The sequence below is a fragment of the Lachnoanaerobaculum sanguinis genome (genome assembly GCF_033242365.1).
Taxonomy (GTDB): Bacteria; Bacillota; Clostridia; order Lachnospirales; family Lachnospiraceae; genus Lachnoanaerobaculum; species Lachnoanaerobaculum sanguinis.
In genome coordinates this window covers 26,082-52,121 of sequence record NZ_BTHK01000018.1, presented here as the reverse complement: position 1 = coordinate 52,121, position 26,040 = coordinate 26,082, and the positions used below count along the sequence as shown (strand labels likewise).

Below are 26,040 nucleotides of genomic sequence, written 5' to 3'. Positions count from 1 at the left end.
GAGGAAATATGGCAAATAGCAATGAACCAATGACAACAGAGGACCTGAATCATATTTTAAAGGCAAGAAGAGACAAACTTGCAGAGTTACAGGCGGCAAACAACGACCCTTTCTTTATCACAAAGTATGATGTAGAAAAGCATAGTGCAGATATAAAGGACAACTTCGAGGAATTAGACGGAAAAAGTGTCAAGATTGCAGGTAGACTTATGTCAAAGCGTGTCATGGGTAAGGCGTCATTTTGTCATGTACAGGATTTAAAGGGAAGAATACAGGCATATGTAGCAAGAGATTCTGTAGGAGAGGACGAATACAAGGCATTCAAGAAGCTTGATATCGGTGATATCGTAGGTGTTACAGGTGAAGTTTTCAAGACACAGACAGGTGAGATAAGCTTGCACGCTACAAAGGTAGAGTTGCTTTCAAAGAGCTTAAAGCCGCTTCCTGAGAAATTCCATGGACTTACAGATACAGATACAAGATATCGTCAAAGATATGTGGATCTTATAATGAATGAGGATGTTAAAGACACATTTATAAAGAGATCAAAAATAATAACAGAGATCAGAAAGTTCCTTGACGGTCAGGGATTCATGGAAGTTGAGACCCCTATGCTTGTAAGCAATGCAGGCGGTGCGGCCGCAAGACCTTTCAATACACATTTCAATGCTTTAAATGAAGATGTAAAACTTCGTATTTCACTTGAGCTTTACCTTAAGAGACTTATTGTAGGTGGACTTGAGAGAGTATATGAAATAGGTAGAGTGTTTAGAAATGAGGGTGTTGATACAAGACATAACCCTGAGTTTACACTTATGGAGCTTTACCAGGCATATACAGATTATCACGGTATGATGGATCTTACTGAAAATATGTTCAGATACTTGGCAGAGAAAGTTTGCGGTACTACTACAATACCTTATGCCGAGGCAATGATAGATCTTGGAAAGCCTTTTGAGAGAATTACAATGGTTGAGGCTATAAAGAAATACTCAGGAATTGACTTTGAACAGATAGAGACAACAGAGGAAGCAAAGGCACTTGCAAAGGAAAAAGGTATTGAGTTTGAAGAGCGTCACTCAAGAGGCGATATCATCAATCTCTTCTTTGAGGAGTTTGTAGAGGAGAAACTTATACAGCCTACATTTGTAATGGATCATCCTATAGAGGTTTCACCACTTACAAAGAAAAAGCCAAGCGATCCAAGATATGTAGAAAGATTTGAGCTCTTTATCTACGGTAGAGAGATGGCAAATGCGTACTCTGAGCTTAACGATCCTATCGACCAAAGAGAGAGATTTCAGGCACAGGAAGAAGCATTTGCAGCAGGAGACGAGGAAGCAAATCATACAGATGAAGACTTCTTAAATGCTCTTGAGATAGGTATGCCACCTACAGGAGGTATAGGATACGGTATCGACAGACTTGTTATGTTGCTTACAAACTCACCGGCAATAAGAGATGTATTGCTCTTCCCCACAATGAAGAGCCTGGATAAGCCGACTAATGCAGGGAATGAAGAGACTTCAGATTCAAATACAGGTTTCTTTACACCAAATGGGAAGATAGATTTCTCAAATGTAAAGATAGAGCCACTCTTTGAAGAGAGTGTAGACTTTGAGACATTCTCAAAATCAGACTTCAGAGCGGTAAAGGTAAAGAACTGTGTTGCAGTTCCAAAGAGTAAGAAACTTTTACAGTTTACTCTTGATGACGGAACAGGAAAGGACAGAACAATTCTTTCAGGCATTCATGAGTTCTATGAGCCTGAGGAGCTTGTCGGAAAGACACTGATAGCTATAACAAACCTTCCTCCAAGAGCAATGATGGGAATTGAATCATGCGGTATGCTCTTGAGCGCTGTAAATGAGCTCAAAGAGGGCGAAGGTGAAGAGCTTCACCTTATAATGGTAGACAATCATATACCGGCAGGAGCTAAGCTGTACTAATTAAAGAAAATATGATTAAATAAAAATGTATAAATGAAGCGGATGGGAGGATACTTCCATCCTTTTTTAGTGTGATTTTATAATTATATCTTTAGTCAAGTCGTATATATTATCGGTAGAAATGGGATATGGTTTCTATCATTCTAAAATTAAGAGATAACGTCATTTGATAAAAAATCTCGACTGAGCAGTATGCGTGTGTTAAACTAAAAATACTAAAAGTAGAAAAAATAACTTTTTGGGATAGTATGGTGAAGTTTATGTGGCGGAAAGTAAAAGTAAAAAAGAAGTATACTCTTAGAAAAGAAATGACAAGTCTCATGTTACGAACATCCGCATGTACTCTGTTATCAGCTGTACTTGCTATTCTTTATGTGTTCTTTTCATTCTTTTTTCAAAAAACGCAAGAAGACATAGAGTACGTTTTAAAAAGTACAACTCAACAGTATCAGTCTCACATGCAGTTTATAGCAGATGGAGCAATATCTATTCGACATAACATATTACTGGATGATTTCTTTGAAAATAATGGATTTGATAGAAAAGTGGTAGAAGAACAACTTTCGTACAGTATGGAGTTATTTGCAGATAGAAATAGAGTAAATCAACAACTTCCTTTTGTTACAAGTTTATATTTGTTTAATAATAATGATCAATGTATTAATGAGCATTATTATGCCACAACACTGGCTTTTGAAATGGAAGAAGAAAACAAATACCGAAGTATGCAAAGATGGTTTAAAGCAGATGGTAATAGATATGCTTCGGTAACAGATAAAGAGAATCTGAATGTACTTTTTAGAATTTATGATGACGAAATGGAAGAAAAAGGAATCGGTATAGCTCAAATTAGTTTGGAAGCAATAGATGCTGTATTTGAAAATGTAAATAATTATAAAGCCGGTTCATGGATGCTTTTATCAGGTAATGATTTTCTGCTTTTTCCGGAGGAAAAAGCAGAAAGAATGTATAAACTAAGTAAAACAGAAGCAGTTTGGTCGGGAAGGCGAAATATTGGGGGAGAGAAAGTTATAGGATATGCAGATGTCTGCGGTTTTGACATTAGATTAATTACAACGGTAGATCAAAGTAATATTTTTTCAATACTTCGTCCCACATTGATTATTTTTTTGATCGGATTGGGAATAGTTCTGGCACTTACATTTATTGTGGCATATGGAGTCAGTTATCGATTTACGAAGCCTGTCACAAAAATGATTTCAAGTATACAGGCATTTGGTAAGCAGGAACTTAATGCAAGAATAGAGGATTCATCCATTCAGGAATTTCATGATATAGGAACTGTGTTTAATGAGATGGCAGACAGGATAGAATATTTGATTACAGAAGTATATGAAAAGCAATTAATAGCAACCCAATCCAAAGTGAAATATCTTCAATCACAGATAAATCCGCATTTTCAATTTAACATATTGGCAATGCTTAGTCTTAAGGCAAAGATGGCTGGAAACGAGGAACTGTATCAAAGCTTGAATGCCTTTTCAAAGCTAATGCAAGGGAAGATCTTTCGTGAAAAAGAAATAAAGATCAAAGTAAAAGAGGAATTAGATATTGTTAAATTTTATCTTCTTTTACAGAAAGAAAGGTATCAGGAAAAGTTGTCTTATGATATTTATGTGGAAGATGACAGAATATATGAAGATATGATTCCAAGATTGTTGATAGAACCACTGGTTGAGAATGCGGTATCTCATGGCTTAGAGCCACAAAAAGAAAAAGGCAGTATTGTTGTTAGACTATATGAAGAATTTACAGAAAAAGAAAATAGAAGTTCAATGCTTCATATTTGTGTAGAAGATAATGGAGTGGGTATGGGAGAAAAGGAAATTGGAGTAAATACTCAGGATGAGCCATATAAAGTGGAGCATACACATACGGGATTTGAGAACGCAAAGAGAATGCTTCAGATATTGTATGGGGATAATTATGAATTCAAAATATGGAGTGAAAAAGGCAAGGGAACTAAGATTGAAATTATAATTCCGGTAGAAAGAGGCATAAATTATGTGGAAAGTAGTAGCGGCAGATGATGAAGCATACATTAGAGAAGCGCTGAAAAAATTAATAAATTGGGAAAAAATGGATTGTGTTCTGATAGATGTTGTTGATGACGGGCAAGAGTTAATAAATAAAATAGAAGAGGAAGAACCGGATATTGTAATTACCGATATTCAAATGCCGGAAGTAAATGGTATGGATGTATGTAAATATTTATATGAAACATATCCGGAAACTCAAGTTATTATACTGACTGCATATTCGGATTTTTCATATGCAAAAACTGCAATTAAATATAGTATATGTGATTATGTTTTAAAGGTTTCCATCATGGATGAACTTCCGGATGCAATTGAAAAGGCTATAGGAAATCTAAATCAGTTGAAAAGAGAGATAGAAAAAAATGAAAAAGACCTATTGGAGCAGCTATCATTAATACAACAGATAGATCATTATATAGAACAGAATTATAAAAAAAAATTATTACTGGATGATATTGCAGAGGACTTACATATTAACAGCAGTTACTTGAGTAGAGTATATAAGTTGAAGAAGGGAAAAAACTTATTTGATACAATTCTTAATCTACGTATAGAAGCGGCAAAAGATTATTTGATAAATACAGATAAGAGAACTTATGAAATCTCAGAATTGGTGGGTGTAGAAGATGCCAGCTATTTTTCAAAGATGTTTAAAAAAATTACAGGTCTGTCACCAAAAGAATACAGAAGGCAGGAAGGAAATGAAGAATAAGGTAAAAAAGCTTCTTTTATTAATGTGGATACTGCTAATCTGTTGCATGTTAAGCAGTTGTGAAAAAGAGAAGAAAAAAGTAACAATCACTGTAATACATTCATGGGGTGGAACAGAAACTGATCATGTTGCAATGAGACAAATATATGGACAGTTTCAAAATGAGAATCCGGATATTAACCTTAGATTGATTTCTATGCCGACAAGAAATGAAACATTACGCAAAGTTGAGGATATGATTATGGTGGGAGATACTCCGGATATAATTGCCTTTAGCGGAATGGGAGAAAACAGCATATATAATTTTATGGTCGAAAATAATATGGCATTGGATATTCAACCATATTTAGAAGAAGATTCGGAATTTGACAGAGATGTTTCTGAAACAAATAAAAAATATTGGACAACGGGAGCAGGTGATCTTTATACGGTAGTTGATGTACTTTCTTTGAGCGGTGGATATTGGTATAATGAAGAAATTCTAGAAAAAGCCGGAATTAAGCAACTACCGGAGACATGGAATGAATTTATTGATATGTGCAATCGAATCAATGAATGGTCGAAAGAAGAGAGTACTGAAGTAAAGCCGTTAAGGCCGTCTGCAGAAGGTTATCTATACTTTATTGATCATATGTTATTTAGTGAGAAAGATTCCGTAAGTGAAATTAGTGATGAGGATTTTGTAGACACCTTAAAAAAGATGGAAAGTATTTATCATTTTTCAAAATTTGAAAATACATCGTATAGCTATAGAGATGAAACAAGACTTTTTAATGAAGGTAGAATTGCTATTTATGTGAATGGTGTATGGGGAGCACCTATGATTTCAGAAAAAATACATGCAAAATATGCATTATTGCCCACTAACGACGGGATATCGATGTCCTGTGAATCGGCAAGTTTGGGGTATGTGCTGGGAAAGAGTGGCAGTAAAGAGCGAGAGGATGCTTCTGTAAGGTTTTTGAAATATATTCTCAGTAAAAAGGTACAGACGCAAATATTGGAACGAACAGAGCAATTTCCGGCGAATCCAAATATTTCTTTGGAAAAGTATAAGAATGAAAAAAAACGAATGTATCAGGCATCAACATTGGTGCTGGATGCAGAAAGAAAAATTGAGATACCTGATAATGTTTGGTCGGCATCACAAAAAGAATACTTTACAGATAATATTTTTAAAGTGTTGACAAATGAGATGGATAAGCAGGAGTTGGTGGATAATATAGATAAAAGAATCAGATGATTAAAAGAACATGTAAAATATTGCTGTCATAGTAAATATTTTACATGTTCTTTTTGTTTATATGTAAAGATAATACACGATTAAGTAAATTTACTTCATTTAAAATATACAAAGAAGATAATAAAATAAAAGCATAAAATACCGAAAAACATTAAATACAAAATAAGGAGGATGGTATGAAAAGAAAATTAGTGAGTGTATTATTGGTTGCCGCAATGGGCGTATCTGTTCTTGCCGGATGTGGAGGCAGTAACTCGGTAAAAACAGATGAAGACAAAAAGGCAGTAGTAAGCGATGAAAATGTACTTGAGTTTTATCACGGATATTATCAGGATAAAAGTGAATGGGCTGCAGCACAGGTAATGCGTGATATTTACGACGAATTTGCAAAGGCACATTCAGATGGAACAGTGACATTTAAACCTATTCCTGTAGAAAACAGAGATGATATTGTTAGCGCAAAGGTTGCAGGTGGATCTTTTCCGGACATGGTTGATGTTGGTGGAGCCGGAGTTCCTCAGTCAGCAATTTCACAGAACCTCGTATATGATTTGAAACCGTATATTGATGAAAATAAACTTCAGGATGCTGTGGGGCTTAATTATACACAGCATGATATGGACGGACATATATATGCAGTACATGATCAGATTGAGAGTCGTGGGCTTTGGTATAATTCCTCAATTTTTGAAAAGGCAGGGGTATCTGTAGATGCATTGAAAGATTGGAATTCTTTTGGAGAAGCAATGACAAAAATATCAGCTTTGGATGATGGAACCTATGGCTATATCGGTGGTCAGGGATCAAGTTATATAGTAAACAGCATAATGGCTTCAACAGAAAATGGAAAGAAGATGTTGGAATCTGAACTTACAGAAGAAATAATTAACTCGGATGAGTTTGCAAATGCATTTAAGACAGCGGCAAAATTGGATCAGGCAAACGGATCCGATCATACAACAGATGATAATGGAAATTTAATGGCTGAATTCAACACAAATGGCAAGGTAGGTGTTTTGTTTAACGGTGTATGGAATGCAAGTGGAATAGACGCATCACTTGTTGATTCTATCGAACCTTCATTGTTCCCGGGTAATATAGCTATTGCATCAGCAGGTGGCGGACTTGCTGTTTCCAATAAGATGAGCGATGAAAAAACAAAATTGGCTCTTGAATTTATCAAGTATATGACAAGCAAAGAGGTACAGGAAAAGATATTTACAGAAGTACAGGCTAATCCTTGTAATACAACTGTAGATCTTAATGCATTAGCCCAGAAGAGTGGTGATGCGGCAACAATTAAACTTGCAAAAGCATGCTCAGAGGTTAATTCAGCAGATACAGTTGTGATTGATATGAATTATACATGGGGACCTGATGTTGATAAGGCAATTATAAATGCTTTAATGGAATGTGCAGTATCAGGAACTGATGTGGATACGAGATTCGAATCTCTTAAGAAAGAATTGCTTGCATTGATAGGTTAAGTTATCTGAAAAAAGACTACATAAAAAGGGAGGGGAGCAGTCCCTTCCCGTTTTTAATTAATGAGAAAACATTATTGTGGGGCTTTTATAATAGGAGGTAGGAAATTGGAGATGGTAAACAGACCTAAAAAGAAAAAAAGTAAATTAGGTATAAGGAGAACAGGGTTTATTATTGCGTTTTTGGCACCAACACTTTTTGTTTTTTGTGTGTTCTATTTATATCCGATTATTACAGTATTTGTAACATCATTTTGTAAGTGGGATTATACCAACATTACAAGTCCTGAATTTTTTGGATGGAATGATTTGTGGAATAATTATGATTATATTTTTAACAAGTACCCATTTTTCTGGGAGGCACTTAAAAACTCAACAAAATGGGCGATAGTAGGTGCAGTTGTACAAATTCCGATTGCGACATTAATTGCTTTAGCCTTATCCAGAAATGTAAAAGGAATAAAATTTGTAAGGATTGTTTATATTATTCCGAATATGATATCAACAGCTGCTATGGGTGTGATTTTTTTACAATTATACAATCCGTCTTATGGAATTATCAATCCTATAATTCGTTTGTTTAATAAAAACTTTTCTGACAGCATACTCTTATTAAAAGGACCTGCATTTGTTGCTATGACATGTGCCTATATATTCTTTACAGGTACTACGACTTTAATGATTCTTGGTAATATTATGGCTGTACCGGAGGAGATAAGAGAAGCTGCCATGCTGGATGGAGCAAGTGGTTTAAAACAGGACCTGCATATTACAATTCCAATGATTAAAGGAACACTAAAAACAGTATCAGTCCTTGCAGCAACATCAGGATTCCTTCTCTATAATGAAGTTTATTTTTTAACGAAGGGAGCGGCAGGAACTTATAGTATAAGCTATGTGATACGTGAACTTGCTATTACGAGTCCGAGAACTCAGTTTGGAAGAGCAAATGCAGTTGCAATGATACAGATACTGGCAGGAATGGTCATCATTCTTGTAGTTAGCTTTGTATACAGTTTGTCACCTAAAAAAGAAAAACATTAGAGAGGAGTAAGGACATTGAAAAAATTTAAACAAGAAAAAACAGTTAAAGATATGCCGATTGGAACAAAGATTTTTACATATTTATGCCTTATATGGGCATTAACAGTATCATTAGTTCCATTGATTTGGCTTGTGCTTTCAAGTTTGAAAAAGGATCCTATGGCAAGACCGGGATTTCAACTTCCGGATTCTATTTGTATAGACGGCTATATTTCTACATTCCGAGACCTTCATGTTTTTAGATATTTTGGTAACAGTTTATTTGTAGCGGGAATTTCTGTATTAATAAGTGTAGTTATGATATCCATGTCTGCATATGTAGTAGCAAGAATGGAATTCAGAGGCAAAGCATTGGTAAATATTTTACTGTACTCAACAATGTTTATTCCCGCAACAGCCTTGACATATCCTGTATACAATTTGATCAATAATCTTCACTTGTATGATACAAGGGCGGCATTGATTCTGATTTATTCATGCAGTGGAATAGCGGTAAGTTTTTTTGTCATTAAAAATTATTACAATAATATTCCGAGAGAGTTGGAAGAAGCAGCCAGAATTGACGGATGCGGGTATTTTAAAACATGGCTGATGGTTATTTTTCCAATTGCAAGACCGGGAATTATGACAGCGGCAGTACTGGCATTTTTGAATAACTGGAACGAATACTATTGGGCGTCACTTGTACTGATTACAAGAGAAAAGTTGACTGTTCCGGCATTACTTTCTACTTTTACGACATCATTTAATACAAACTACAATGGTTTGTTTTCTGCAATGGTAGTAATTATTCTTCCACCGGTGGTATTGTATTGTATTTTCAGTAAGTTCTTTTTGGAAGCACTATCAGGTGGAGCAGTAAAAGGATAGGAGATTAAGATTAATGAATAAAGAGATTAGAGAAAGAACAAAATGGTTTATGGATGCCAGATTCGGAATGTTTATACATTGGGGACTATATTCTATTCCTGCATGTGGAGAGTGGGTAATGTCACAGAAGGAAATGACAGTTGAAGAGTATAGGACATATTTTGAACAGTTCGATCCGGTAGATTATGATCCGAAAAAATGGGTTAAACTTGCAAAAGAAGCCGGAATGAAGTATGCAGTGTTGACAGCCAAGCATCATGACGGTTTTTGTCTGTTTGATTCCAAACTTACAGACTATAAGGCAACAAATACGAAAGCAGGCAGAGATCTTGTAAGAGAGTTTGTAGATGCCTGCAGAGAAGAAGGTTTGAGAGTAGGTTTATATTTTTCAATTATTGATTGGCATCATCCGGACTTCCCAAAATACAGAGATCGTCAGCATCCAATGAGAAACAATAAGGATTATGAAAATGAAGAAATAGATTTTGAACGCTATTTGGAGTACATGCATGGACAGGTGAAAGAACTCGTGACAGGATATGGAAAACTGGATCTTCTTTGGTTTGATTTCTCTTATGATGACATGACAGGAGAAAAATGGAAAGCAACAGAATTAATAAAAATGGTACGTTCATATCAGCCGGATGTAATTATTGATAATCGATTAGAGGGTTCAGGAGAAAGCCATGGAAGTATTGCAACAGAACATCCGCTAATTTACAGTGGTGATTTTGCAAGTCCGGAACAGATTATACCTCCAAACGGAGTATGCGATGAAAAAGGTGAACCTATACCATGGGAACTTTGTGCAACAATGAATAATCATTGGGGGTATTGTAAATTTGATCATCAGTACAAAACTCCACAGATGCTCGTAAGAAAGCTCGTAGAATGCGTAAGCAAAGGTGGAAATATGATTTTGAACGTGGGACCTGATGCGAAGGGAAATATCCCACAGGAAAGTATAAATATTCTAACGGATTTGGGAAAATGGATGAGTAAAAATAAAGAAAGTATATATGGATGCGGTATATCAGAGTTGGAAAAACCGGATTGGGGAAGATATACACAGAAGGGGAATACAGTCTATGCGCATGTGTATGAAACTCCATTGGGAGCATTGCCTTTGTACGGAATTGCACCGGACAAATTGGACAAAATAACTTATTTGGCAGATGGAAGTGAGGTGAGACGTGGAGAAGCGTGGAATACCGCTCTTTATCCTGATATTGCATTTGTTTCATTTGGAGAAGATCCTGTATTTACATATCCGTTACCTGATGACAAAGATACCGTACTTAAAATTGAATTAAAAGAATAATAGGCAGTTATAGTTAGCCAAAATTAAAAATATTTAATGGAGAAAGTATCTTGACTTAAAACAAGATACTTTCACGTAAAAATGGAGGAAAGAGATGAAACAGGTAACATGTATCTTAATAGGAGCAGGATTAAGAGGTGGATATGTGTATTCTCAATATGCATTGGATCATCCAAATGAATTTAAGGTAGTAGCTGTTGCAGAACCGGATCCGGATAGGAGAGAAGCCTTTTCAAAAAAACATAATATTCCACAGGGAATGCAGTTTGAATCATATAAAGAAATATTAAAAAGAGATAAAATAGCAGACTGTGCAATGATATGTACTCAGGACAGGATGCATTATGAACCGGTGGTGATGGCGCTGGAAAAAGGATACCATGTACTATGTGAAAAACCAATGTCACCCGATAAAGAGGAAATAATAAAAATGGGGATGATGGCAAAACAATATGACAGGATTTTATCGGTATGTCATGTTCTACGTTATTCCCCCTTTTTTTCTAAGATAAAATCTTTATTAGATGAAAAAAAGATAGGTCAATTAATGACAATACAGCATATTGAAGAAGTAGGATATTGGCATCATGCTCATAGCTTTGTCAGAGGAAATTGGAGAAACGAAAAAGAGTCAAGTCCAATGATTTTGCAAAAATGTTGTCATGATATGGATATTTTACTATGGCTTGCAGACAGCTCTTGTAATAAGATAAATTCTTTTGGCAGATTAACATATTTTTCAGAGGAAAATGCACCTGAGGGAGCTCCGGAATATTGTATGGATGGATGCAGTCACCGTAATGAATGTCCGTTCTATGCACCAAGATTTTATTTGGAGCATTCAAAAGCGGTAGAGGATGGTCTTGTATATGCTGTTACCGACTATGCAGATTCAGAACATATACTGGATGCATTGAAGACAGGTCCGTATGGAAGATGTGTTTTTCATTCAGACAATACGGTTGTAGATCATCAGACAGTAGAAATCGAATTTGAAAATCAGGTAACAGCATCATTTTTGATGACGGCATTTACAAATCAATGTGCGAGAAGAATTCGCTTGATGGGAACCAAAGGTGAAATAAAAGGAGATATGGAAGCCGGAATAATTGAAGTAACAGAGTTTGTAAGTGGTACAAAAGAAATTATAAAATTGCATACTCCAACAAAGGGACATAGCGGAAGTGATATGAGTATGATGAAGGATTTTGTCAGAATGGTGGGAGAAGGTAAAAAGGGAAAAACAAATGCTGATATTTCTGTGGAAAGTCACTTAATGGCTCTTGCGGCAGAGGAATCAAGAGTAAATGAGGCAGTGATTAATTTCAAACAGTACGCAAGGACAAATGCTGAATGAATATGGTTTATAAATAAGATTCTTCTATGATAATAAAGGGTGGAAATCTCTTTGATGGGATTTTGATCCTTGTGTTATATATCTGGCGGTTATCTTATGAAAATAGCTTGCGATTAGATTGCATTTAGCAATCAAAAGAGATATAATGAAGAAAAATAGGAGGTGATATTTATGGCAAGAACAGCAAATGTATTTGCACGTGTAGAGCCTGAAGTAAAAGAACAGGCGGAGCAGGTGCTTGACAGGCTCGGTATACCGATGTCTAATGCAGTAGGAATGTTTCTGAGACAGATTGTATTACAGAGAGGGATTCCTTTTGAAATAAAACTTCCGGATTATGAAGAGCCGGTTGCATATGGCTCTCTTACAAAAGAACAGTTTAATACAGAAATAGAGAAAGGAATGGAAGATATTAAGGCTGGCAGAGTATATTCTGCAGATGATGTTGAAGCGGAAATCAAACGGGAATTTGGTAATAGATGAGTATTGAAGCGGAAAACCTTGACTCACTTCGTAAATTGGTAAGGGAGTTACAAGCAGAGAATACTTTGCTAAAGAAAAAATTAAAGAAAGCGAATATAGCATATTCGGAAAGTTGTATATTTGAGGAAAAGATAGAAGATACATCTGAGTTTGACACGGATCAAGGCGGAAGAATTATCAGAAAGTATATTACTGAAGAAATGGCAAATAGGTACTTTGCAATGTTCTGGGGAAGAACAGATGTGTATGCCAAGAGAGGGAAAAAGGGTGGATATTTTCCTCAATGTGATAATCGCTGGAATGATAGACTTTGTCCCAAACAGCAAGGGGAGAAAATACATTGTGAAGATTGTAAGAACACAAGCTGGACTAAACTTACTGCTAAAAAAATAGTGGAGCACTTGCTGGGGTATAAAGATGATGGATCGGATGTTATAGGCGTATATCCATTATTACAGGATGGTACATGCAGGTTTATAGTATTTGACTTTGATAATCATGAAAAGGGTGCAGAAGAAACAGATTTTGCAAATGTGACTAAAGACTGGCATAAGGAGGTGGAAGTCCTGCGTTTTATTTGTGAAAAAAATGGAATCACTCCGCTGGTAGAACGCTCAAGGTCCGGGCAAGGAGCACATGTGTGGATATTTTTTAAAAAGCCTATTCCTGCTTTATTAGCACGCAACTTCGGTTACATTTTGTTGGATAGAGGTCAATCTTTAATTAATATGAAGTCATTCCAATATTATGACAGAATGTATCCATGTCAGGATAATGCAAACAGTATAGGAAATCTTATTGCTCTGCCATTGCAGGGACAGGCATTAAAAAATGGAAATAGTGCCTTTATTGATAGTAATTGGAATGCCTATCCTGATCAGTGGGATATTTTATTAAACCATACAATGAAGTTGTCTATGGAAGAGATTGTGACTTTTATGAAAAAATGGAAGGCTGAGATCACTGAAGCAACAGGCGTTGTACCGAATGATATGGAATGTAGACCTAAACCCTGGAACAAGAAACAAGTATTTAATAAATCTGATGTTGTAGGTAAAATGCATATTATTCTTGGCGATGGGGTATATGTAGATGCATTGAATCTTATGCCAAGGATACAGAATCAAATAAGAAGCTTGGCGGCATTTGATAATCCTATCTTTTATAAGAATAGGCGTTTAGGATATTCAAATTATTATAATTTTAGTGCTGTTTATATGGGAAAGGATATTGACGGATATATTCGTATTCCAAGGGGGCTTAGAGAGCAACTTATAAATAAGTGTAAAGAAGTCTGTATTGAGTACGAGATTAGTGATCAAAGAGAAATTGGAAGACCTATAAGAGTATTTTTTAATGGAGATTTGCGTACAGAGCAGGATTTGGCGGCGGATAGAATGTTACAGTATGATCATGGAGTGCTTAGTGCAACTACTGCATTTGGAAAAACAGTGGTCTGTAGTTATTTGATATCGCAAAGAAAAGTAAATACATTGATTCTCCTTCATAGCAAAGATTTGATTGAACAGTGGGTGGAAGAATTAAATAAGTTTTTAATTATAAAAGAGAAACCACCAATTTATAAAACAAAGACAGGTAAAGAAAAACGAAGGGATAGTGTGATTGGAGTATTAACAGGTAATAAGAACACACTTACAGGAATTGTTGATGTTGCTATGATTGGGTCAATGTATAGTAAGGGAAAATTCAATGATTTTATTAATTCTTATGGACTGGTAATTATGGACGAATGTCACCATTGTGGATCTAATACATCGATAGAAGTAATGGAGAGAGTAAATTCAAGATACGTTTATGGAGTTTCAGCAACACCAAAGCGTGGGGATAATCTTGAAAAAATAGTATATATGTTATTAGGTCCGATAAGGCATAGTTATACTGCAAAAGAACGTGCGAAAGAACAGGGGATCGGATATTATGTATATCCAAGATTTACAAGGGTTATTGATACAAATGAAACCGGGAATGATATTAGTGCTGCTTATACTTTAATAAGTAACAATAAAATAAGAAATGAAATGATTGTAAATGATACAAGGCAGGTAATTGCCGATGGAAGAACTCCGCTTATTCTTACAAGATATAAGGAGCATGCAAAGAATTTATTTGATATTCTGTCAGGTGCAGCGGACTATGTGTTTTTGCTCTATGGTGATAATAGTGATAGTGAGAACTCTGAAATTAGGAAAAATTTAAAGAAAATTCTAAATGAAAAATCAATTATTTTGATAGCTACCGGGCAGAAGATTGGTGAAGGATTTGATTTTCCGAGATTAGATACATTGATGTTGGCATCACCGGTTTCATTTGATGGAAGATTAGAGCAGTATGTTGGGAGATTACATAGAAATTATGAAGGTAAGAAGTATGTAGTTGTTTATGATTATATAGATGCTCATTTAAAAGTTTTCGAGAAAATGTATTCAAAACGTCTAAGAACTTATAAGCGTTTAGGATATTCTCTAATTTCGAATAGGACATTAGATAAACAAGTTGCAAATGCAATTTATGATTCAGGGAACTATATTGATATCTTCGAACAGGATATTGTCGAGGCAGAAAAGAGAATAATTATTTCAAGCCCACATATTGTTCAAGAGAGAATTGATAGAATAATTTATATTACAAAACATCAGGTGGAATCAGGATGTAAGATAATCGTGATAACAATTGATCCTGAAAAAATGAGCTTTGGAAGCATTAATGATTATCATGAAATGATTAATCAGATGGAAGCATCAGGAATACAGGTTATTATTAAAGATGATGTAGATGAACATTTTGCAGTCATGGATGAAGAACTGGTATGGCATGGTGGTATGAATCTTTTAGGTAAGGAAGATGTGTGGGATAATTTGATAAGGATAAAATCTGCTGTTGTAGCGGAGGAGCTGTTGGAATTATTCTTTGGAAATTAGCAGTTTCAAACTAACGGTATCAATTCGTTGTTTTCGAATATTTGTAGATAATGCCAATGGTATAAACAAATAAAATTTATTATAAGTCGTATGTTGGAAAGCTAATATTTGCAGTAAAGATAAATTGGTGTAGTTTACATGTATGGAAAGTTGCAAAAAGAAAATTAAAAATAAAGATATATAAAATGAACCTCAGAGGTTAATTTAAAATTTGACAAAAATTTATATTCATGCTAATATAAATTTACCTCAAAGGTAAATATATAAGAGAGGCAATGCTTTGGATATTACTTACAAGAATAAGAAAATTGAAAGGATTTGTACGGATGCCAAAACAGCGGAGAGAACCTATGGTCGAGAAATGGCAGATAAAATACATCAGCGTATAGATGAAATTTGTGCTGTAGACACGGTTGAGATAATGATACAGTTTCATATCGGGCGATGTCATGCACTTAAGCAGAATAGGAAAGGACAATATGCAGTGGACTTGGTTCATCCATACAGATTGGTATTTGAGAAAATTGGTAATGAAATTCAAATAGCAAATATTTTGGAAATTGTTGACTATCATTGATGGTTAATATTTCAAGTCGGGGAGGTAGCACAATGGTTAGAAGTCGCAGTTATATTGCAACGCCACCCGGAGCGACAATTAAAGAGCAGTTAAACGACAGGGGAATGAGCCAGAAGGAGTTTGCTGCCAGAATGGATATGTCTGAAAAACATATCAGTAAGCTCATTAATGGCGATGTACAGCTTACACCTGAAACAGCAGTCAGATTAGAGATGGTTTTAGGTGTTCCTGCTAAGTTTTGGAATAATTTGGAGTCAATCTATAGAGAGAAGATTATTAAGGCAGAAGCAGAAAATGCAATGGAAGCCGATAAAGAGATGGTAAAAAAAATTCCTTATAGGGAGATGGTAAAATTCGGTTGGATTCCGGATGCCGTAGAATCTAATGAAAAGGTTGTTAATCTTAGGAAATTTTTTGAGGTTGTTGAACTTTCTCTTATCGGAAAGGAGCAGATTACAAGAATTGCATGTAGACGTTTGGCAATTACGGAAAAAAGTGATTTGGCTTTAATGGCGTGGGCTCAAGAAGCAAGGATTAAGGCGCGTAATATTCAAACAGCTTCCATAAATATCAAAGGGTTAACTTCAGTTTTGAATGATATAAGAAACATGACGGTTCTTAGCCCAAAAGAGTTCTGTCCTAAGATAAAAAAATATCTTGCAGACTGTGGTATTGCTTTAGTATTTTTGCCACATCTTGAGGGATCTTTTCTACAGGGAGCTTCTTTTATAGATGGGAATAAGATTGTTCTTGGACTTACTGCAAGAGGAAAGGATGCAGACAAGTTTTGGTTCAGCTTATTCCACGAACTTGCACACATTGTTCTTGGCCATGTGGGGCAGACAAACGGTACATCTGAAGATGATGAGAAAGAGGCTGACAGATGGTCAGGTGATACACTGATTGACTCTAAAGACTTTGAAGATTTTAGAAGAAATGGAGATTATTCAGAAAGCCAAGTACTTCAATTTGCAAAGGCACAGGGAATCGCTCCGGGGATAATAGTCGGAAGAATGCAGTTGGAAGGGATGATTAAGTATAGTATGTTAAATAAGTTGAAAGAGAAATATGAAATAGTTATTTAAATCTGTTATCAAAAAAAATATAAAGTGTCGGAAAATTCAGAGATTTGATTTAATTATAGGTGGGAGAATTAATATTACTATATGATTATGGAGTCACTAAATGAAGTAAAAAACTAAATTTTATGCTAAAATAAAAGGGTAATCCTACATAGGACTGCCCTTTTAGTATACAAATTTCAGGGGGATATAATGAGAGAATTTAAAACGGCATCAACCCTTTTTGACGGAAACTTGAGCTTATCTATAGCACCTGCACTTACCCCAAACGGTATAGAGAACGATCCTTTATTTTTCAATGGAGAAATAATCAATCCTACAATTATTTCAGGAGGATTGCTGGTGCTGGCAGATATTGTGAGTACAAGATACTTTAAATACGTACCGGTGGACCAAAGAGACCCTATCCTTTCTGCACAGGGTGACAGACTGAGGGCAGAATGCTTCTCAGCTTGCAACGGTGTTTATGCAAGAATGGATGTATTCCAAAGTGCTTTGGATGGTGACATACTTTATGGTACTACAAATGTGGATATAGGCAACAATTTACGAAAGTCTCTTCTTAATATAAGACAGGGAGACAGATTGAAGTTTAGAATAGGAGATGAAGGACTTAAGACCTTGCACAGTAAAAATCTTGATAACGGAAGTCTGCTTACAGATATGGTTACTCAAAGGCCTGTAAAGATGCCTGACAGATGGATAAGAGCACTTGGAAATTGTGCTATGCTGCATCAAAATATGAAATACAAGTTCCATGTAGAGGGAATGCAGGCGAAGTCATTTATTGCAATGTTACCTCCTGTTACAGGAAAGGAAAAATCCGGATGGCTTACACCCACAAAGACAGGTGTAATGTTAAAATCAAGAGAAGAAAAAAACAGTGTATATATCAGTGGCATTCACAGACTTAGTGCACTTAAAAAAATAATGAGCAATGTAAACTCAATCTTTTTTTACGCACCTGAGAATGGTGAGCCGGGGCAGATGATGATTGAAGTATGTATGACAGGCGCAAATATTACTCTTAGTTTGACGGCAAAGAGTTATGAAGGCTATTCTGGAGAGGGAGCATTACTTGATTCACTCTCAACACCTAAAATACTTGAATGTGCGGACAAAATTGATAATATATTAAACTTTGAATCAAGACTTGATATTGATAAAATATCAAAATCAATAGGAATAGTAAAAAATGATATGAATGATGCAATGGAGTTGCTTGCCGTTTCAGGGAAGCTCGGGTTTGATGTCAGAGATAGAGCATTTTTCCATAGGGAATTGCCTGATGATCCTGATAGAGTTTTAAAGGACAATCCCAGGCTTGTAGGTGCAAAAAAACTGCTGGAAGATACCGAGTATATTGAAGATAATATATGGCATGTAAGATCGGGAGAAACTAAGTATAGAGTTATTTATCCTACAGATGAAAATTTGGAAAATGCAAAATGCACCTGTACATGGTATCTGAAACATCAAAACAGTAGAGGACCATGCAAGCATATTTTGGCGGTAAAACTTAAAAAAGGAGTATAGTATGGCAAGTAAATTAGAAAAAGCTGCAGAAATATATCGTTCTCTCGGCTATGAAGAGACAGATTTTGACGATATTTTAAATCTCGGAATAGGAAGCAAAGAAGAACAAAAAGAGGCAAGAGAAGGATTAAAATCCGGAGACTGGACAGAGATAAAACAATTATCAGATAATACATATGGATTTGTTTCTGTGGTGGATGTAAATCTTGAAAAGCTTGCAATCTTTGCTATAAGAGTGGGAGTGGATGCCAAGCGAGCTGCAAATATTCTTAGGAGAAGCAGTGAAGTTGCCCTAAAGGCTATAAAGGAGAGAGGCGAGACTTTCGCAATGAACTTTATACAAGCCGCCTGCGCTTCAAACAGGAGGATATGGGAGCATTCACTGTCAGTGCTTGGTATGTTGGCACTAAAACTTGTTCATGAAATGAATCTTGAAATTCCCGAGTCTGTGGAGTATATGAAGGACTGGGCAGCTGTAGCGGCAATTCTTTTGACATCAAAAAGAAAAGACTACAATTTTGATGAGAAGTTTGTAATTGAAAAGAGTGAAATTTTAAGAAGATTTAATGAGCATATAGAAGTAGGCGTTGCCTTGAATGTGCCTGCAACCGGACCTTTTTCAAAGATACTTATATGGGGTGTACAAAATAATCTCATTACAAAAGATACTGCTATGGAGCAGGTGTTTTACGGACTTAGCATTGCACAAAGGCCGGGAGACAGAAAAGAATATGTAAATGTATTGGAACAAATCGGAATTACAGATGAAGAGATAAAAGCAAGAGTAGAAACAATTATTCCACTGCTTGGACTCGGAGAAACGGCTTTGATGGAGAGATTTGCTCCTGTACTTATAGAGAGTGCTACAGACGACTGGCTATATCCTATACTGATTTCCTGCAGTTCTGCAAAGGTGAAAAAAATAAAGAAACTGATTTTAAAGTCTGCTTTAAAAAGGGAAAAGCCTAAGTCGGTAAAAGAGTATGAAGAATGGCTTCTATTTTATAAGCAGGATGAGGATAAAAGTATAGCAAAGCTTGCGGGAAGTATTGAAAAGGCTTGGGGACTTGAGATAGAAGATGAAGATGTAAAAGAAGAATTGCAAGGGCTTTGGAGAGAAACACCTAAACTTTGGGAGGTGCCAAGGTTTGAACTTGGGGAGATATCATCTGAAAGATTAACAGATTTGGTCTCAGATATTTCTAAAAGAAAGGACTATATTGCAGATATTTTTTTTGAGAGATTTATTGCAATGGCAAATTATATTGCTTATACAAATTCGGATGAAGCTAAAATGAGCCTTGCAGGTATTCCAAACGGTGATGCCGGAGGTTTAAGAACACTTGGAAGATGGGCTAAGAACCTTGAAATGAATATGATAAAGGATACAAAAGAAAATGTGTGGAATGGTGAACAAGAAGTCTTAAAGATCAGATACCATGATCTTATGTACATGCGAAGAGAGCTATTGTTTAATTCTATGGGCAAATGGCCTTGTTTACTGAGTACACCAAGTTACGTCGATCTAAGTATCAGTTTAAATGATTTAGTGGAACGCTTATCAATATATGAAGATAAGAATTTAGCATGTGTTTCAGAGCCGGATCTACAGCTTGCAATTACAAGATTGGAGATAGAACATCCGGCAGATATAGATATAAAAAAATACGTAGAAAAATTAAAGAAGATAGACCTGAAAATAGAACTTCCTTCAGGAGAAGTGTTAAAGGATGAATCAGGTGAGGAGATTTCAGTCGGTAATCTGATTGCAGGGTATTTAAAAGATTCATATATCGAACCGGAATTGAAAACGGGAGAAATTGCATATTGGAATATTAAGGTTAATATACCTGAAAGTCTTAGAGTATTACCGAATAGACTTTCACATAATTATATAAATATGTTTTCTGTTTTTCCAAACTGGGGTGATTATTCTCTCACAGCTATACATAGAGATCTTGAAGTTTACCATGGCCAGGGAATTGTTTTAAGGCAGATAGCAAGAAGAAGAAAGCCGGTTACAAAAGGTGCAATGATGAATTGGATCGCCATACAAGGTAATTTAAACGTCGAAAATGCAGAGGATATTATAGAGGCCAGTCAAAAAGCATGGGATAGAGGACTTTTGACACCCGGAATAGCTGATATCTCAGAGATTGATTGGAGCGGCGGTACACCGTCAAACTTGGCAAGTCTGGCTTTTGCAATGGACAATATGGCTAAAGACGGTATGCTGAGTTTGGTATGGATGGCTGCCTGTGATGTGGTGGATGTATCACTTAAAGCACCTAGAATGCTCTCAGGAACAGCTGAGATTGTAAAATTTCTAAGAGATTATCTTGATGAAGTTATTTTTGCGGTAGAAAATAAGCTTGCCCCACAAAGTGCATTGGAAATGAATGCTGTAAAAAGTCTCGCCAAAAAATCCGGATCTTCAAAGGCGGTAGAATATGCCAAGGAAATAGTGAATAAGCTAAATTCTCTTGGTATGGATATAAAAGAAGAAAAGTATGAAGAAGTACAGAATCAAAATATACCAAATGATTTTGATGAAGTATGGGTAGCATTGCCGGAGGAAAAAAAGCTAATCAATGATAATGTGAAATTTGATATAAATGTATTTGAAGTAAGAAAAGGTGATAAAGCTTTTAGCTTTAATTTACAATTACCGGATATCTCAGGCAGGCTGTTTCAAGTATATATTTACGGATGGTTTTACGGAATTCAAAAAGAGGCTCAAATGTCGGGAGCTGTGGCCGACAACAACGGAAAAATCATAGATGAGAAAGAAAAGAGTGTATGGCTTCATTACGACTCTGAAAAGAAAAAGGTTGTAGTAAGCAAATATAGAAACTGGAGAGGTGAAAAAGAAGGTCCTCTTGAGGGCAGTTCAACACCTTATTCAAAGATATTTTTGACTATTGCAGTGAGTACTTTGGCACAGGACGGAGAGAGTATTTATGGAGCAAAAAGTCTTTTCAGACAACTGGTGGACTCGGGAGATTTATCTGTAGAGAATTTAAGAGAAGTCATGAGAGAACTTTTATTACATGAGGAGATAAGCCCGGCAAAGCTTGTAAGAATAGTTGAAAAAGAAAATAAGCTTTTAAGTATATGCTATGTAATGCTTGTTGAGTGTATCAAATACGCAGGAGAGGTTGTTGTAAAAAATAATAAGCCGCCTGTATGGATAAACAGAGTTTTGGATATCTGCACTTATTATGCCGATTATTTAAGGGAAGCAATGAAGAGAGGATTTATTTCAAAAGAAGATGCCAAATGGTCCGGACTTTTAGAGATTGAAAACTGTACTGCCAAGTCCACTGCAGTGAAGAAGGCTAAGAGTTTGGCAAAAATACTGGGGATAGGATGATTAAGGAATGAGAATAGCGGATAGTGGAATATATAAAACTCCAAAGGAAGCATTGAAGGCTGTATTTGGTTACGACTCATTTAGGCAGGGGCAGGAATCGGTTATAAATGCTGTTTTGGATGGAAGAGATATTCTTGCCGTGATGCCTACAGGAGCGGGAAAGTCACTGTGCTACCAGGTTCCGGCTATGCTGCTTTCAGGAATCACATTGGTCATTTCTCCACTTATCTCCCTTATGCAAGATCAGGTAAAGGCATTGAATGAAGCCGGTGTGGATGCTGCATTTATAAACAGCTCTTTATCTGAAAAGGAGATGCATGATACTTTCAAAAATGCATCGAAAGGTCAATATAAGATTATATACGTGGCACCGGAGAGACTGATGAGTGAAGATTTTGTTAGGCTTGCAAAAGGTGTTGAGATTTCAATGATAACTGTTGATGAGGCACATTGTATCTCACAGTGGGGACAGGATTTCAGACCAAGTTATATGGATATAGCGGAGTTTGTAAATGTTTTGGATAAACGTCCGATTATAAGTGCATTTACAGCAACTGCCACTCAGAATGTTAGAGAAGATATTATTTGCTCTTTGGGGCTTACCAATCCATATTTTCTTGTAACGGGATTTGACAGGGAGAATTTATTCTTTCAGGTAGATAAACCACAAAGTAAAGACCGCTTTATACTTGATTATTTAGACAGACATAAGGGTGAAAGTGGAATTATATACTGTGCAACCAGAAAAAATGTGGACAGTTTATATACACTATTAAAAAAGCGGAACATATCTGTTGCAAAGTATCATGCAGGAATGAGTATTGAAGAGAGAAAGCAAATGCAGGATGATTTTGTATTTGACTATACAAGTATCGTAATAGCAACAAATGCTTTCGGAATGGGAATTGATAAATCAAATGTCAGATTTGTCATTCACTACAATATGCCATCAAGTATGGAAAACTATTATCAGGAAGCGGGAAGAGCCGGTAGAGACGGACTTAACTCCGAATGTATTTTACTGTTTTCACCTCAGGATATTATAATTAACAGATTTTTATTGGAACATAAAGATTTTAGTGAAATTGATCCGACAGATGCAATGACAATCAGGGAGAGGGATATTAAAAGACTTCAGATAATGGAGGGATATTGCTATACGACTGAATGTCTGCGCAACTATATTTTAAAATATTTCGGAGAAGATCCCAAAAAGCCATGTGATGATTGCGGTAATTGTCTGCGTCAATTTGAAACTCTTGATATGACGGATGAGGCTAAAAAGATAATAAATTGTATATATGAATCTCGTGGAAGATATGGCAAGAATATAATAATGGATACAGTACTTGGAGCAAAGACTGCAAGGCTGGAAGAAATAGGAGCAAGTAAATATAAATCATATGGGGTTTTGGAATCATCAAATAAAACTCTTTTACGGCGACTTATTGAAGAGCTTTTACTTGAGGGCTATATTCAAACAGGAGAATATCAGGTTTTAAAACTCGGAGACATAAGCAAATTAAAGTTAAAAGATACCAAGGTCTTAGTAAAGATAACCGATGAAGACAAGGTTACAAATAGGAAGTTAAAGCCTAAGAAGAATATAAAGGGCATGGATTCACTTACTTCTTCAGGATTCAAACTCTTTGATAAATTAAAAGAGCTGAGACTTGAAATTGCCAGAGAAGAGAAGATGCCTCCATATATTGTTTTTAATGATAAGACCTTAATTGATATGTGCGCAAAGATGCCTACCACAAAATCCGATATGTTAAATGTCTCAGGTGTCGGAGAAAATAAATACGGTAAATACGGTGAAAGATTTATTGCTGTAATAAAGGAATATGTGAAGTAAATAATAAATAAAAGGATAAAGGTTCCTTCCGATTGATCGGAGGGAGCCTTTTTTGTGTGTAGGTATTAACAAAGAATATCGCGTTGCAACATAATTTCAATGTGCAAAATATTGTACATTATTTATGCTATTTTAAATATGTAAAATAAATTGGATGAAGGGATTTCAGTCATGAATAAAGAGGGAGGATAATTGGTGAAGAAATATGACATAGTAATCGGAAAACAGTTTGGAATTATAAATGGTGAAAAAAATATTGTTTTTATTAAAACCGGTAGAGGAGGAACTATAGAAGGTTTTAAAAATAAATATTTGAGCATATGCAGTATTTTATTTAAAAAATATGGTTATACATTTGTGGTTTCCGCCAATCCTAAAGATTCGGTATGTGATTTGGAGGAAGAAATAAAAAGTGTAGATAAGTGTGTAGGAGATTATAAAGAAATATATTTCGTGGGAATTTCAAACGGAGCTTCGATAGGTGCAGCTCAGTGCAGTAAAATTGAAAAAATAAAGAATGCTGTTTTAATAAATGCTCCATTGATGATCAATTTTCATAAAATAAAAGAAGGTGCTAAAAAGTTTAGAGGAAATAATATGTATTTTTTGTATGGTGAAGACGATCCGTCATGTCGCTATATTGAAATCTTAGACAGCATAAAAAATACTGCCTGTAAATATAAAATAATTAAAGGTGAAGGACATGATTTTTCAACAGAATCTTTGATATCCGAATTAAATTATTTTTTTGACGGGTTGAAGGCGGAAAATAAAGGTAATAGAAAAAATCAGGTTATATTAGAGGGAGAAGAAAATGAGTGAATTTGATAAAATTATAGGATATGCCGATATTAAGGCGGAACTGATACGTTTTTGTGATGTACTAAAAAACTTTAAAGATTATAAGAGGCTTGGTGTAGAAATACCGAGGGGAATGCTTTTGCATGGTGAGCCGGGTATAGGAAAGACTATGTTAGCTAAGAGCTTTATAAAAGAAAGCAAAATAAAATCATTTACAATAAGGAAGGATAAACACAGTAGAGAGTTTATTAATAATATCAGAGATATATTTGATAAAGCAAAAGAAGAAGAATTTGCCATAGTATTTCTTGATGATATTGATAAGTTTGCAAATGAGGATGAGTATCACAAAGATGCTGAGGAATATGTAGTTGTACAGTCCTGTATAGATGATTGCAAGGATTCAAATGTCTTTGTTTTGGCTACAGCAAACAATATATATTGCTTACCGAATTCACTTATGAGAGCAGGACGTTTTGATAAGGTTATTCAGATGACATGCCCCGTTGGAGATGATGCCAAGAAGATAATAAAGCATTTTTTAAGTAAAAAACAAGTGCTTGGAGATATAGATATAGATGATATATCAAGCTTTATGGAAGGACACTCATGTGCAGAATTGGAAATGGTAATAAATGAAGCCGGAATTTATGCGGTATTTGACAAAAGAACAAAGATTGAGCAAAGAGATATTATAAAAGCGTGTATGCGTTTGATATTTGATGCACCTGAGTCGGTAGAATATATTGACAGTAATATTTTAAAAAAGGTTGCCATACATGAGTCAGGACATGCCGTTATTTCTGAAATATTGGAGCCGGGATCTGTAAATCTTATTTCGATCTGCGGTTACTCAAATAATTCAGGTGGGATAACATCTGTAAGAAAACCTGAGGATTATAATTTTAATGTAGTTGCACAAGAGAATGAAGTCATCAGAAGCCTAGGAGGTAAGGCTGCGACTGAAATAATTTATGGAACATTTGATCTTGGCTGTGAGGAAGATTTGCATAAAGCATTTGGCTTGGCTACAACATTTGTTGACAATTACTGTGCATATGGATTTGATGCTTTTGAAAGAGGTAAGTCATCCCAATATTTATTGGAAAGTAAGGACAGAAAAGTTGACAAAGAGATGGATAGATATTATAGAAAGTCAAAGCAGATTATTGCTGAAAACAGAGGATTTTTTGATGCCATGGTTCAAGAACTTTTGAAAGAGAAAACACTTACTAAAAAGCAAATTAAGAGTATAAGAGACAGTGTAGTGATTAGAGATTGAAAAAAGGTTGTAATGATGTAGAATAAAAATGAGTTATGTTTGTAATCTTAATAGAATAAGTTATTATAG

Annotated in this window: 18 protein-coding genes; all 18 read left to right on the top strand. The window is 35.4% G+C overall.

What is annotated here, in order from left to right; genetic code table 11:
* Positions 1-8 precede the first annotated feature (8 nt).
* The 18 genes from lysS to SBH76_RS11190 all read left to right on the top strand — a co-directional run bounded on the left by lysS (position 9) and on the right by SBH76_RS11190 (position 25,971).
* Complete coding sequence (gene lysS / locus SBH76_RS11275; RefSeq protein ID WP_317977880.1) at positions 9-1,949, top strand: lysine--tRNA ligase; 1,941 nt, start codon at positions 9-11, stop codon at positions 1,947-1,949.
* Between the two features lie 458 nt (positions 1,950-2,407).
* A complete protein-coding gene (locus SBH76_RS11270; protein ID WP_317977879.1) occupies positions 2,408-4,000 on the top strand; it encodes a sensor histidine kinase in 1,593 nt (530 codons plus the stop codon).
* Complete coding sequence (locus SBH76_RS11265; RefSeq protein WP_317977878.1) at positions 3,975-4,721, top strand: response regulator transcription factor; 747 nt, start codon at positions 3,975-3,977, stop codon at positions 4,719-4,721. Before SBH76_RS11270 ends, SBH76_RS11265 begins: the two co-directional genes overlap by 26 nt.
* Complete coding sequence (locus tag SBH76_RS11260; RefSeq protein ID WP_317977877.1) at positions 4,711-5,964, top strand: extracellular solute-binding protein; 1,254 nt, start codon at positions 4,711-4,713, stop codon at positions 5,962-5,964. Before SBH76_RS11265 ends, SBH76_RS11260 begins: the two co-directional genes overlap by 11 nt.
* A 176-nt stretch (positions 5,965-6,140) precedes the next feature.
* Positions 6,141-7,451 carry an ABC transporter substrate-binding protein gene (locus SBH76_RS11255; RefSeq protein ID WP_317977876.1) on the top strand — a complete coding sequence of 437 codons (1,311 nt, stop codon included), beginning with the start codon at positions 6,141-6,143 and terminating at the stop codon, positions 7,449-7,451.
* A 111-nt stretch (positions 7,452-7,562) separates the two neighbouring features.
* Positions 7,563-8,492: a carbohydrate ABC transporter permease gene (locus tag SBH76_RS11250; protein WP_315049430.1), complete on the top strand. Its 930-nt coding sequence runs from the start codon at positions 7,563-7,565 to the stop codon at positions 8,490-8,492.
* A gap of 15 nt (positions 8,493-8,507) precedes the next feature.
* Positions 8,508-9,362, top strand: coding sequence for a carbohydrate ABC transporter permease (locus SBH76_RS11245; protein ID WP_317977875.1), 855 nt, complete (start codon positions 8,508-8,510; stop codon positions 9,360-9,362).
* A 13-nt stretch (positions 9,363-9,375) separates the two neighbouring features.
* Positions 9,376-10,683 (top strand): alpha-L-fucosidase, encoded by a 1,308-nt coding sequence (locus SBH76_RS11240; protein ID WP_317977874.1) that lies wholly within the window; start codon positions 9,376-9,378, stop codon positions 10,681-10,683.
* Between the two features lie 94 nt (positions 10,684-10,777).
* On the top strand, positions 10,778-12,040 hold the full coding sequence (locus tag SBH76_RS11235) for a Gfo/Idh/MocA family protein (protein ID WP_317977873.1): 1,263 nt from the start codon (positions 10,778-10,780) through the stop codon (positions 12,038-12,040).
* A 171-nt stretch (positions 12,041-12,211) separates the two neighbouring features.
* Positions 12,212-12,523, top strand: coding sequence for a type II toxin-antitoxin system RelB/DinJ family antitoxin (locus SBH76_RS11230; RefSeq protein WP_317977872.1), 312 nt, complete (start codon positions 12,212-12,214; stop codon positions 12,521-12,523).
* Positions 12,520-15,462 carry a TOTE conflict system archaeo-eukaryotic primase domain-containing protein gene (locus tag SBH76_RS11225; RefSeq protein WP_317977871.1) on the top strand — a complete coding sequence of 981 codons (2,943 nt, stop codon included), beginning with the start codon at positions 12,520-12,522 and terminating at the stop codon, positions 15,460-15,462. The genes SBH76_RS11230 and SBH76_RS11225 overlap by 4 nt, the downstream gene beginning before the upstream one ends.
* A gap of 280 nt (positions 15,463-15,742) precedes the next feature.
* Positions 15,743-16,039 (top strand): type II toxin-antitoxin system RelE/ParE family toxin, encoded by a 297-nt coding sequence (locus tag SBH76_RS11220; RefSeq protein ID WP_317977870.1) that lies wholly within the window; start codon positions 15,743-15,745, stop codon positions 16,037-16,039.
* Between the two features lie 32 nt (positions 16,040-16,071).
* Complete coding sequence (locus SBH76_RS11215) at positions 16,072-17,124, top strand: HigA family addiction module antitoxin (RefSeq protein ID WP_317977869.1); 1,053 nt, start codon at positions 16,072-16,074, stop codon at positions 17,122-17,124.
* A gap of 189 nt (positions 17,125-17,313) precedes the next feature.
* Positions 17,314-18,657 (top strand): SWIM zinc finger family protein, encoded by a 1,344-nt coding sequence (locus SBH76_RS11210; RefSeq protein ID WP_317977868.1) that lies wholly within the window; start codon positions 17,314-17,316, stop codon positions 18,655-18,657.
* 1 nt (position 18,658) lies between these two features.
* The gene (locus SBH76_RS11205) at positions 18,659-22,030 is read left to right on the top strand and encodes a PRTRC system protein E (protein ID WP_317977867.1); all 3,372 of its coding nucleotides are present in this window, start codon (positions 18,659-18,661) and stop codon (positions 22,028-22,030) included.
* Positions 22,031-22,037: 7 nt separating this feature from the next.
* The gene (gene recQ, locus SBH76_RS11200; protein WP_317977866.1) at positions 22,038-23,888 is read left to right on the top strand and encodes a DNA helicase RecQ; all 1,851 of its coding nucleotides are present in this window, start codon (positions 22,038-22,040) and stop codon (positions 23,886-23,888) included.
* Between the two features lie 195 nt (positions 23,889-24,083).
* Complete coding sequence (locus tag SBH76_RS11195) at positions 24,084-24,710, top strand: alpha/beta hydrolase (protein ID WP_317977865.1); 627 nt, start codon at positions 24,084-24,086, stop codon at positions 24,708-24,710.
* Positions 24,703-25,971 (top strand): AAA family ATPase, encoded by a 1,269-nt coding sequence (locus tag SBH76_RS11190; protein ID WP_317977864.1) that lies wholly within the window; start codon positions 24,703-24,705, stop codon positions 25,969-25,971. The genes SBH76_RS11195 and SBH76_RS11190 overlap by 8 nt, the downstream gene beginning before the upstream one ends.
* Positions 25,972-26,040: the final 69 nt, after the last annotated feature.

Excerpts from the sequence above, each read along its gene's own strand:
- SBH76_RS11260 (WP_317977877.1), top strand. The coding sequence starts at position 4,711 with ATGAAGAATAAGGTAAAAAAGCTTCTTTTATTAATGTGGATACTGCTA.
- SBH76_RS11265 (WP_317977878.1), top strand. The coding sequence starts at position 3,975 with ATGTGGAAAGTAGTAGCGGCAGATGATGAAGCATACATTAGAGAAGCG.
- SBH76_RS11230 (WP_317977872.1), top strand. The coding sequence starts at position 12,212 with ATGGCAAGAACAGCAAATGTATTTGCACGTGTAGAGCCTGAAGTAAAA.
- SBH76_RS11250 (WP_315049430.1), top strand. The coding sequence starts at position 7,563 with ATGGTAAACAGACCTAAAAAGAAAAAAAGTAAATTAGGTATAAGGAGA.
- recQ (WP_317977866.1), top strand. The coding sequence starts at position 22,038 with ATGAGAATAGCGGATAGTGGAATATATAAAACTCCAAAGGAAGCATTG.
- SBH76_RS11210 (WP_317977868.1), top strand. The coding sequence starts at position 17,314 with ATGAGAGAATTTAAAACGGCATCAACCCTTTTTGACGGAAACTTGAGC.
- lysS (WP_317977880.1), top strand. The coding sequence starts at position 9 with ATGGCAAATAGCAATGAACCAATGACAACAGAGGACCTGAATCATATT.
- SBH76_RS11240 (WP_317977874.1), top strand. The coding sequence starts at position 9,376 with ATGAATAAAGAGATTAGAGAAAGAACAAAATGGTTTATGGATGCCAGA.
- SBH76_RS11225 (WP_317977871.1), top strand. The coding sequence starts at position 12,520 with ATGAGTATTGAAGCGGAAAACCTTGACTCACTTCGTAAATTGGTAAGG.
- SBH76_RS11190 (WP_317977864.1), top strand. The coding sequence starts at position 24,703 with ATGAGTGAATTTGATAAAATTATAGGATATGCCGATATTAAGGCGGAA.
- SBH76_RS11205 (WP_317977867.1), top strand. The coding sequence starts at position 18,659 with ATGGCAAGTAAATTAGAAAAAGCTGCAGAAATATATCGTTCTCTCGGC.
- SBH76_RS11215 (WP_317977869.1), top strand. The coding sequence starts at position 16,072 with ATGGTTAGAAGTCGCAGTTATATTGCAACGCCACCCGGAGCGACAATT.
- SBH76_RS11235 (WP_317977873.1), top strand. The coding sequence starts at position 10,778 with ATGAAACAGGTAACATGTATCTTAATAGGAGCAGGATTAAGAGGTGGA.
- SBH76_RS11255 (WP_317977876.1), top strand. The coding sequence starts at position 6,141 with ATGAAAAGAAAATTAGTGAGTGTATTATTGGTTGCCGCAATGGGCGTA.
- SBH76_RS11270 (WP_317977879.1), top strand. The coding sequence starts at position 2,408 with ATGCAGTTTATAGCAGATGGAGCAATATCTATTCGACATAACATATTA.